Raw genomic sequence first — 9,737 nt, 5'->3', positions numbered from 1 at the left:
CCCGTTTGGTCTGGGTTGCTGCTTTGAGGTAGTCGGGCATGAGCCGTTGGGACCAGCCGCCGGAGGCGACGATGACGTTCTCGAAGGTCCAGGACGTCCCGCCGGAGGTGATGAGGACGCCGTCGGGGGTTTCGGTGATTTTTTCGATGGGGGTGTTGGTGTGGATTGTTGCGCCGTTGGCCTGGGCGGCCGCGACGGCTGCTGTGACTGCGCGGTCGGTGCGCAGGGCGCCGGCGTGGGGGTCGTACGGCGATGTCGTTTTCGCGGAGGTTGTGTTGGGGGTAGCGTTCGGCCATCTCGTCGCGGCTGAGGATCTGGTGTTCGGCGCCGTTGATCCGGGTGGTTTCCAGCAGGCTGGGGATGTAGGGGCCGTCGGCGGTTCCGATGGAGAGTCCGCCGGTGCGGGTGAGGATGTTCTGCCCGGTTTCGGCTTCGAGTTCGGCCCAGAGATCCCGGGAGCGTTCCAGGATGGGGTAGAAGTCGGGCACTCCGCGGTAGAGCATGCGGAACAGGCGGGTGTCCCCGCCCACGGCGCTGCGGCCGTGGGCGGGAGTGTGGGCTTCGAATCCGACCACGTTATCGGTGAGGCGGGAGGCCTGCCAGAGGGCCATGCTTCCGATGCTGCCCAGGCCGATAACGGCGAGTTTGCCATCGGTCATTCAGATCACCTTTCCATGTTCAGAAACGCTTCGCCTCTGGAACCGGGTTAGAGACCGAGGTGCTTGTTGATCTCGTCCAGGGACTTAACAGTGTTGTAGTCGTAGCCCCGGGTAATGGGGTCGTAGCCACGGTCCAGCACCCACAGGTTACGGAAGCCCATGTCGTGCATCGGATGCATGTCGTAGCGGGTGTGCGAGGCGATGTGCAGGAAGTCCTCCGGCTTGGCGTTCAGGGTGTCCAGCATGTACTCGAAGGCCTGGTAGCGGGGCTTGTAGGCCTGGGCCTGCTCAGCGGTAAGCACGGCGTGGAAGTCTGCGCCGAGCTTGGGAATGCTGATGTCCAGGAAGCTGTCGTCGGCGTTGGACAGGGCCACAAGCTTGTAGTTGTCGCCCATGAGCTTCAGCGGAGCCGGCACGTCATCGTGGGCAACCCAGCCGCGTACAGCGTCAGCGAACGCTGCGCCGGCGCCTTCGGTCGGCCCAATGCCCCACCGCTTGCATACGCGGTCAAAGGAATCCTGAAGGATCGCCTCGTAGGGCTTGTAGTCGCCGCAGACCTCGTCGAACCGGTACCCGCGGAAGACCTTCTTGAAGGCCGGCCACTGCTCTTCAGGCAAACGGCCCGCGAGCAGTCGGCGGGTAGTGGAATCAGTGTCCCAGTTGATGAGAGTGCCGTAGATATCAAAGGAGATGTACTTCGGCCGGGAATTAGTCGGAGCCATGATGAGTCCCTTCAAGGATGTATTAGGAGAGTGGGGCCATGGAGTTCAGCCATCTGTTGTCAGGTGCGACGGGCTGACGCTTTTTGATTCACTATGAATCTAAATGGCCAGCTGTCAATTGTCAACAACTTTCTGCGGTCTTTCGCCGTCTCGGGGCTCGATTTCCAAAAATCGTTGACTATCTACAACCCAATCTAGTATCGTCGACAATCGACGACACCACTCAAGGTGGCTCGTCGACAATCGACAACCACCCGATCCGACAATGAGGAAACAATGGCATTCGAATTCGAAACCAAGCCGAAGTTCGTGACGTTCGACATGAACGGAACGCTGATCAAGTTTGCTATCAGCGACGCGCTGCGTCAGGTCCTGGGCGACCGGCTGCCGGCCGAGCTCGCCGATGAGTACCTGCAGGCCTGCAAGGCGTACCGCATCGACGAGTGCATGGGCGACTACAAGCCGTTCCGCGAGATCGTCGCCAACTCCATGGAACGCGCCTCGCGCAGGCTCGGCATTGAGTACCGTGAGGCCGATGCCCAGGCGGTCTACGAGATTGTCCCCACCTGGGGCCCGTACCCGGGTGTCACGGAGGCACTGAACCGCCTGGCTGAGGAAGTCCCGCTGGTCATCATCACCAACAGCGACACCGCTGATGCTGCGCGCCTCGCAGCAAACCTCCAGGCCCCCTTCGAACTCATCATCAGCGCCGAGGAGATGGGCACCTACAAGCCGCGGCTCGGTGCCTTTGAGTACATGTTCGAGAAGCTTGGCGTGACACCGGATGAGATCGTGCACGTCTCCGCGAGCCCGATGTACGACCTGCGCTCTGCGGCCATCCTGGGTATCAAGAACAAGGTGTACGTCGACCGGGGCTTCGAGCACGACGAGCACTGGCTCGGCTACGAGCGGATCACCGACATCGCCGAACTCCCCGTCCTCTTTGGCCTGCCGCGTCCCGCTGCCTTGTAAGAGGGACCTGAGTACAGATGAGTCTGCCACTACCTCAAACCGTGAAGGGTGACTCGGCTTTGGACCGGCTCGAGGCTCTCGGCCTGGAGCTCCCCGTCCTCGCGGATAACCCGTACTACGTTGACCACAGGGCGGTGGACTCCAGCATCCACATCGCTGGCCAACTGCCTTTCAAGGACGGTGCGCTGCTGGGCCAGGGCGTCGTCGGTCGGGACGTCGAGCTGGAGACGGCGCAGGAACTCGCACGCCATTGCGCGCTGAACTGCCTCGCCGCCGCTGTACAGGCGGTGGGAGATCTGGATCGGGTCCGGATCGTGCAGATGCTGGTCTTCGTGGCCAGTGGGCCGGACTTCGGTCTGCAGTCACGGGTTGCCAACGCGGCGAGTGAATTGCTCATCGAGGTGTTGGGCGAGAACGGGCGGCACGCCAGGACCGCGATCGGTGTAGCCGGGCTGCCGCTGAACACTCCGGTGGAGATCCAGATGGTCTGTACGGCCGTTTAAAAATGGGCACGACGGCGGTAGTGTGCGGGACCCGCTGATGCGGGTCCCGCACATTCAGCACTCGAGGAAGCCAGCACCGCAGGCCTCGATCATTCATAGACAGAATCATGAGGAGTACAGCGTGAACCGCATTCAGCGAGCACTCGAGGCTCTCGTCGAGCGAGTTGATACCCCCGCGCCGATCGTGCTGGTCGACGTGATGCAGGACAACATCGACCGCATGCAGGCCTTCGCCACCCAGCACAACCTGGACGTCAGACCGCACGTCAAGACGCACAAGTGCGCGGAAATCGGCCGGCGCCAGCTTAAAGCGGGGGCGGTCGGAATCACCGCAGGCAATGTGGGTGAGGCCGAGGTCTTCGCCGCGGCCGGATTCGACGACATCTTTCTCGCGTACCCCATCTGGCCCTCGGGATCGAAAGGGCCGCGGATCCGCAAACTGGCTGAAACCATCCGGCTGCGCGTCGGCGTCGACAACGTCGCGGCAATCAATGCCCTCGCCGACGCGATGGGCGCAGAACCTGAGCGGCTGCAGGTCGTGATTGAGGTTGACTGTGGTGCCCGTCGTTCCGGGGCTCCTCCCGAGGCAGCGGGCGACCTTGCTCTCGCCGCCCACAAGCGCGGCCTGGTTCCGGTAGGCGTCTTTACCTATCCGGGCCATGGCAGCGCCGGACCGGACGCCCGCAAGCGGGCGGCGGATGACCAGGATGCCGCTCTCACCGTCGCGGTGCGCAGCCTCAGCGCAGCCGGGATCACTGCGGAGGTGGTCAGCGCCGGTTCCACACCCACAGTGGAATTCGCCACCAGCAGCGTGATCACCGAGATCAGGCCCGGCGAGTATGTCTTCAACGACCTGAACAACACCAGGCTCGGCGCCTGCACCGAGGACCAGATCGCGCTGTTCGTCGCCGGCACTGTGGTCAGCGACTGGGTCCCCGATCAGGTGATCCTCGATATCGGCACCAAGGCCCTCGGCCGCGAAGGCAGCCCCGAGATCGGCTACGGCGCCATTGCCGGCACCAACGCCATCCTGTCCAAGCTCAACGAATACCACGGATTCCTTCCCCTGCCCGCGGGCGGGTTCCGCCCGGGTGTCGGGACCGTGCTTCCGGTGGTGCCCAACCACGTCTGCCCGGTCGTGGTCAATTTCGAGGAATACATCATCACCGACAGCACTGGCACAACGCTGGAGCGGTGGCCGGTGGATGCCCGCGGGTTCCTTAATTGACCGCCCCGGCGGGACTTCCGTTCCCAGCCCGCAACCCAAGCAAATTTACCCCTAAGGAATGTCTGACATGAGATTTGATAAGACCACCGCCCTGGTCACAGGCGCCAACAGCGGAATCGGGGAGGCAGTATGTTCCCAGTTCCGCAATGAAGGCGCCCGGTTGCTGCTCACCGGCCGCAGGGAACAACTGGATAGCGCGGAGCCCGAGGACCTGTATGTCCCGGGGGACCTTAACGACGAGGCGTTCGTCGAAAGCCTGGCCCAACAGGCCGCCGAGTCCTTCGGCACGGTAGACGTCGTCGTCCTCAACCACGGCCTGCAGGTCAGCGGCCCGCTGACGGAGATGGCCTACGAGGACGCGAAGAACGTGCTCCACAGCAACCTGCTCAGCTCGTTCCTGGTGATGAAGCACTTCGCGCCGTTGATGCCCGCTACGGGAGGCTCGTTCGTGCTGGTCAGTTCCCGGCTCGGTATGGTCGGCAAGCCCGATGAAGTCCTGTACTCCGCAGCCAAAGGCGGGCTCATCATGCTCGCCAAGGGCGCCGCGATTGAATGGGCATCACGGAACATCCGCGTCAACGTCGTCGCCCCGGGGCTGACCGCAACCCCGATCATCGAAGCATCGTTCCAGCGCAGGCCCGATCCCGAGGCCTACCGCGCCCAGCGCGAGGGCCAGATCCCGCTCCAGCGCCTGGCCACCCCCGAAGAAATTGCCGACGCCATCCTTTTCATGGCGTCGAAAGAATCCTCCTACATCACCGGCGCGGTCCTGCCCGTCGACGGCGGATACACCGCCGCCTGAACAGCACACCATGTGGCGGAGACACCCCCGGATGCAGGCCAAAGCTCTCCGCGTGGCGGCCCGCCGTCCTATCAGCTCAACCGTTCCCAGACAAAGAAGGACACTATGACAGCCCTTGCGGCAACGCCCCGAAACGGAGAGCTCGGCTTCTGGATGGCCGGACTCGCGGACAGCAGGCCCACCTATCACCGCTTCACCGGCCAGGACTCTGTAGACCTGGCAATTATCGGTGGCGGCTACACAGGCCTGTGGGCCGCGTACTTCGCCAAGAAACTCGAACCATCACTCAACGTCGCTGTGTTTGAGGCAGAACAGATCGGCTACGGCGCTTCTGGACGCAACGGCGGCTGGCTCTCAGCAATGCCCCCAGGAAACCGCGCCACCTTCGCCCGCGCCTCCGGCGGCGGGCTGGATGCGAGCCGGGCCTTGCAGCAGGAGTTTGTCGCCGGCGTCGACTCCGTCCTGGACATTCTCCAGGCCGAGGGCATCAACGCGGATCAGAACAAAGGCGGCGCGCTTGTCGCCGCCCACACCAAGGCAGGGCTGGGCCGGCTGGTAGCAAGGCGTAACGCCGACTGGAAGTATGGGCTGACTGAAGACGATGTCCATTTGCTTGACCGGGACGAGTTTCAGAGCCGGATCAACATATCCACCGTCCACGGTGGACTCGTCTACAAGCACTGCGCGCGGATGCATCCGGCGAAACTTGTCTACGGCCTAGCCGAAACCCTGACCTCCATGGGGGTCAGCATCTACGAAGGCAGCCGGGTAGGCAGCATCGAGGGCAAGACCCTCACGCTGGACAACGGGCGGGTAACCGCAGCCAAAACGTTCGTCTGCACCGAAGGCTATTCCGGACACCTGCTTGGCAGCAGGACCCTGATACCGATCAATTCCTCGATGATCGTCACCAAGCCGCTCTCGGAAAAGGCGTGGCAGCAGATTGGCTGGAACGGGCTGCAGTGCCTCAGCGACTCCGCACACACCTTCGTCTACGCCCAACGGACAGCAGACGGCCGCATCACCATGGGCGGCCGCGGCATGCCCTACCGCTACGGCTCAGGCACAGGAGGCACCGGTTCAACAGCCCAATCCACCGTTGACCTGATCTCTACAAAGCTTCGCTCCTTCTTCCCGGGCATCCAATTCGAAGTGGACCACGCCTGGTCAGGAGTCCTCGGCGTTACCCGCGACTGGAATGGCGGCGTGCAGTGGGATGCAGCGTCCGGGATCGGATCTTCCACCGGCTACGCCGGACACGGTGTCACGGCAGCCTACGTCGGCGGCCGAACCCTCGCGGAACTGGCCTTCGAGAAGGAAACAGAACGGACCACACTTCCCTGGGTCGGCTACCGCGCACGGAAGTGGGAACCTGAACCCATCCGCTGGCTCGGTGTCCACGGCATGTACCGGCTATTCGGCATCGCCGATCAATGGGAAGAACGCCGGGACTCCACCAAAACCTCACTCCTGGCAAAATTCGGCAGCAGACTCGCCGGACTCCACGAATAGTCCACCAACCAAAACTTCCAGCTGAAACCATTTGAAGGGAAGCACCATGAAGACCATTAGTAGAGTTCAGACGGCGGCCGCAGGGCTCGCCGTAGTACTGGCGCTGAGCGGCTGTGGCGGTACGGCAGCGGGCAGCCAGGCGACGGAAATCCCGAAGACGCAGAACACCCGGGACATTTCGGAAGGCGTCCAGCCGGACGCGGCCGCGGTGGCGCTGCTGCCCGAGTCGTACAAGGCCAAGGGTGAACTGACGGTCGCGATGGATCTGAGCTCCCCGCCGATGACGTTCCTCGCCGAGGACAACACAACCCCCATCGGCGTGAACCCGGACCTCGCCCGCCTGGTCGCCAAAAAGCTGGGACTGAAGCTGAAGTTCGAGAACACCGCGTTCGACACGATCATTCCCGGCATTGACGGCGGCCGCTACGACTTCACCGCCACCACCATGTCCGCCACGGAAGAGCGGCTGAAGGTCCTGGACATGATCGACTACCTTAAGGGCGGCTCGGCCGTGGCGGTAGCCAAGGGCAACCCGCTGAATCTGACCAACGACACACTCTGCGGCAAGAACATTGCCGTGACCAAGGGCTCCTCCCAGCAACTGAAGCACCTGCCGAACGTCTCGAAGTGGAGCTGTGAGGACAAGGGCCAGCCGGCCATCAACGCCATCACGCTGCCCAACGTCCAGGAGGCCCTGACGCAGCTGGATTCCAAGCGGATCGACGGCGTTTTCTACGACGCCAGTGCCCTGGCCTGGGCCAACGAGCAGCAGCCCGACCACTTCAACATCCTGTCACCGAGGATGGATACCCGCACGAACACCAACGTCGCCATAGGGCTGAAGAAAGGATCACCCCTGACACCGGCCCTGCAGAAAGCCATCCAGTCCGTACTGGAAACCCCCGAATACAAGAAGGCCCTGGACTACTGGGGCCTGGCAGAATCAGCCATCACCGAAGCCGCGATCCGCTAGGGGGTGCCACGATGCAGCAGATAACTATCGAAAGAAATGAACCCATGAGTGGGACGGACCCGGCGCTCAAGCCAAGGCTCCGGCGGCGGAGTGTCTTTGAGTACGTGGCCTGGGTGGTGTGCAGCCTGATTGGCTTGGGCATTCTCTTGTCCGTGTCTACGAACCCCAACTTCAAGTGGGGCGTGGTTGCCAAGTACTTCACCCAGGAGACCATCCTTCGTGGGCTGATGCTCACGATCTTCCTCACGCTTGCCAGCATGGCCCTGGGAACGCTCCTGGGGCTGGCGCTGGCGATCATGAGGTCCTCCAGCATCAAACCGATTGCTGCCACGGCCGGTGTCTACATCACGCTATTCCGCGGCACCCCGGTCCTGGTGCAGCTGATCTTCTGGTTCAATATCTCCGCGCTGTACCCGGACCTGTCCATCGGTATCCCGTTCACCGACATCGGCACCAAAGTGGACATGAACGCCCTGATGGCCCCCATCACCGCGGCCCTGGTCGGGTTGACCCTGAACGAGGCCGCCTACATGGCTGAAATCATCCGTGGCGGGTTCTCCTCGGTCGGCAAGGGCCAGATCGAAGCAGCAGACTCCCTGGGCATGAGCGGGCGGATGAAGATGCGCAAGGTCATCATCCCGCAGGCGATGCCCTCGATCATCCCGGCGACCGGTAACCAGGTCATCGGAATGTTCAAGGGAACCTCGCTCGTGAGTGTTCTCGGTGTTGCCGAACTGCTCCAAAGCGCGCAGCTGATCTACGCCCGTACCTACGAGACCATCCCGCTGCTGATCGTGGCCAGCCTGTGGTACCTGCTGATGACCCTGCTGCTGAGCTACCCGCAGTCCAAGCTCGAGCAAAAATACTCCCGCGCAACCTCCAGGCTCCCCCGGAAGGCGAAGCCCGTTGTGCTCACTGACCCGGAAGGCGCTGCCCGATGAGTACCGACGGAACCATTCACGCCCGCGGAATCCGAAAGTCCTTCGGCCCCAAAACAGTCCTTAAAGACATCGACCTGGACATCGCCAGCGGAGAGATCTGCTGCATCATCGGACCCAGCGGTTCCGGCAAGTCCACCGTCCTGCGCTGCATCAACGGCCTGGAAACCGTCGACTCGGGAGTCCTGAAAGTCAACGGCGAAGACTTCGGCTACTACGAAACGGACACCGCCTACCACGCCCTGCCGCCCAAGAAACTGGCAGAGCAGCGCACCAGGCTCGGCATGGTCTTCCAGCAGTTCAACCTCTTCCCCAACATGACCGCCCACGAAAACATCATGTCCGGACCCGTCCTGGTCAAGGGCGCGGACAAGAAAGAGGCCGGCAAGCGCGCCCACGAACTGCTCGCAAGTGTCGGCCTGGCCGGGTTCGGGGACTACTACCCCGCCCAGCTCTCCGGCGGGCAGCAGCAGCGCGTCGCGATCGCACGGTCCCTGGCGATGGACCCCGAGATCATGCTCTTCGACGAACCCACCTCCGCCCTGGACCCCGAAAAAGTCGGCGAAGTCCTCGCCGTCATGAAGGAACTCGCCAAAAAAGGCATGACCATGGTGGTGGTCACCCACGAAATGGGCTTCGCCCGCGAAGTGGCCGACTCCCTGATCTTCATGGACGACGGCTACATCGTCGAACGCAGCGACGCCCGGGAAGTCCTCTCCAACCCCAAGGAAGCCCGCACCCAGGCCTTCCTGAAGCAGGTGCTCTGACCCATGGACGGAAAACTCGCAGTCATCGGCCTGGGCAGCATCGGCAGCATGGCCCTCTGGCAGGCCTCCCGCCTGACCCAGGGCGTCACCGGATTCGAAGCCCAGGCACCCGCCCACGGCCGCAGCGCCGTGGGCGGTGACACCCGCCTGTTCCGCATGATCTACCGCGGCAACCCCGGCTACTACCCCATCCTGGAACGCTCACGGGATCTCTGGGCCGAACTCGAAGCCGAAACCGGCCAAAACATCCTCACCCGCTGCGGCGGACTCTCCATCGGAACCAAAGACGGCCCCTACCTCACAGCCCTGCTGGAAACCACCAGGACCAACGGCGCCGAACACCAGAGCCTCAGCCGCGAAGAGATGGCCGAACGCTACCCCCAGCACAACCTCCGCGAAGACGACATCGCCGTCTACGACCCGCACGCCGGCGCCCTGCGCACCGACCGTGCCGTCACCGCCGCGGTCGCGGCCGCCCAGGCCAACGGTGCAACAATCCACACCAACACCCCCATCGACAGCATCACCGAAACCGGGGACGGCGTCCTCATCACCTCCGGCGGGAAGTCCTGGACCTTCGAGAACGTCATCGTCGCCTCCGGCGGCTGGTCCCAAAGGCTCATGCCCGACTACCTCAAGGCAGCAACCCAGACCAAACGGG

The 9,737-nt window shown here is 63.1% G+C and carries 10 protein-coding genes and 1 pseudogene; 9 read left to right on the top strand and 2 right to left on the bottom strand.

Annotated features, from left to right (window positions below; genetic code table 11):
- Both J7I89_RS26045 and J7I89_RS23380 read right to left on the bottom strand, forming a co-directional pair.
- A pseudogene (locus J7I89_RS26045) lies at window positions 1–611 on the bottom strand (FAD-dependent oxidoreductase); the annotation flags it as partial.
- 95 nt (window positions 612–706) lie between these two features.
- Window positions 707–1,381 (bottom strand): haloacid dehalogenase type II, encoded by a 675-nt coding sequence (locus J7I89_RS23380; protein ID WP_214975504.1) that lies wholly within the window; start codon window positions 1,379–1,381, stop codon window positions 707–709.
- A gap of 276 nt (window positions 1,382–1,657) precedes the next feature.
- Between J7I89_RS23380 and J7I89_RS23375 the strand changes: the two genes are divergently transcribed.
- From J7I89_RS23375 to J7I89_RS23335, 9 genes are all read left to right on the top strand, one after another.
- Window positions 1,658–2,353, top strand: coding sequence for a haloacid dehalogenase type II (locus J7I89_RS23375; RefSeq protein ID WP_214975502.1), 696 nt, complete (start codon window positions 1,658–1,660; stop codon window positions 2,351–2,353).
- 17 nt (window positions 2,354–2,370) lie between these two features.
- Window positions 2,371–2,856, top strand: a complete 486-nt coding sequence (locus tag J7I89_RS23370; protein ID WP_214975500.1) for a RidA family protein — start codon at window positions 2,371–2,373, stop codon at window positions 2,854–2,856.
- A 121-nt stretch (window positions 2,857–2,977) separates the two neighbouring features.
- Complete coding sequence (locus J7I89_RS23365) at window positions 2,978–4,084, top strand: alanine racemase (RefSeq protein WP_214975498.1); 1,107 nt, start codon at window positions 2,978–2,980, stop codon at window positions 4,082–4,084.
- 67 nt (window positions 4,085–4,151) lie between these two features.
- A complete protein-coding gene (locus J7I89_RS23360; RefSeq protein ID WP_214975496.1) occupies window positions 4,152–4,886 on the top strand; it encodes an SDR family NAD(P)-dependent oxidoreductase in 735 nt (244 codons plus the stop codon).
- A gap of 105 nt (window positions 4,887–4,991) precedes the next feature.
- Window positions 4,992–6,398, top strand: a complete 1,407-nt coding sequence (locus tag J7I89_RS23355) for an FAD-binding oxidoreductase (protein ID WP_214975494.1) — start codon at window positions 4,992–4,994, stop codon at window positions 6,396–6,398.
- A gap of 46 nt (window positions 6,399–6,444) precedes the next feature.
- A complete protein-coding gene (locus tag J7I89_RS23350) occupies window positions 6,445–7,371 on the top strand; it encodes an ABC transporter substrate-binding protein (protein WP_214975492.1) in 927 nt (308 codons plus the stop codon).
- A gap of 44 nt (window positions 7,372–7,415) precedes the next feature.
- Window positions 7,416–8,312 (top strand): amino acid ABC transporter permease, encoded by an 897-nt coding sequence (locus J7I89_RS23345; protein WP_214975491.1) that lies wholly within the window; start codon window positions 7,416–7,418, stop codon window positions 8,310–8,312.
- A complete protein-coding gene (locus tag J7I89_RS23340) occupies window positions 8,309–9,076 on the top strand; it encodes an amino acid ABC transporter ATP-binding protein (RefSeq protein WP_214975489.1) in 768 nt (255 codons plus the stop codon). Before J7I89_RS23345 ends, J7I89_RS23340 begins: the two co-directional genes overlap by 4 nt.
- Before the next feature lie 3 nt (window positions 9,077–9,079).
- Window positions 9,080–9,737: FAD-dependent oxidoreductase (locus J7I89_RS23335; protein ID WP_214975487.1), on the top strand; the 658-nt coding region annotated here is incomplete at its 3' end.

The organism is Arthrobacter sp. ISL-5 (assembly GCF_018613835.1).
Classification (GTDB): Bacteria; Actinomycetota; Actinomycetes; order Actinomycetales; family Micrococcaceae; genus Arthrobacter.
Note: the sequence above shows the minus strand (reverse complement) of the source record. Positions and strands in the feature narration are given on the sequence as shown.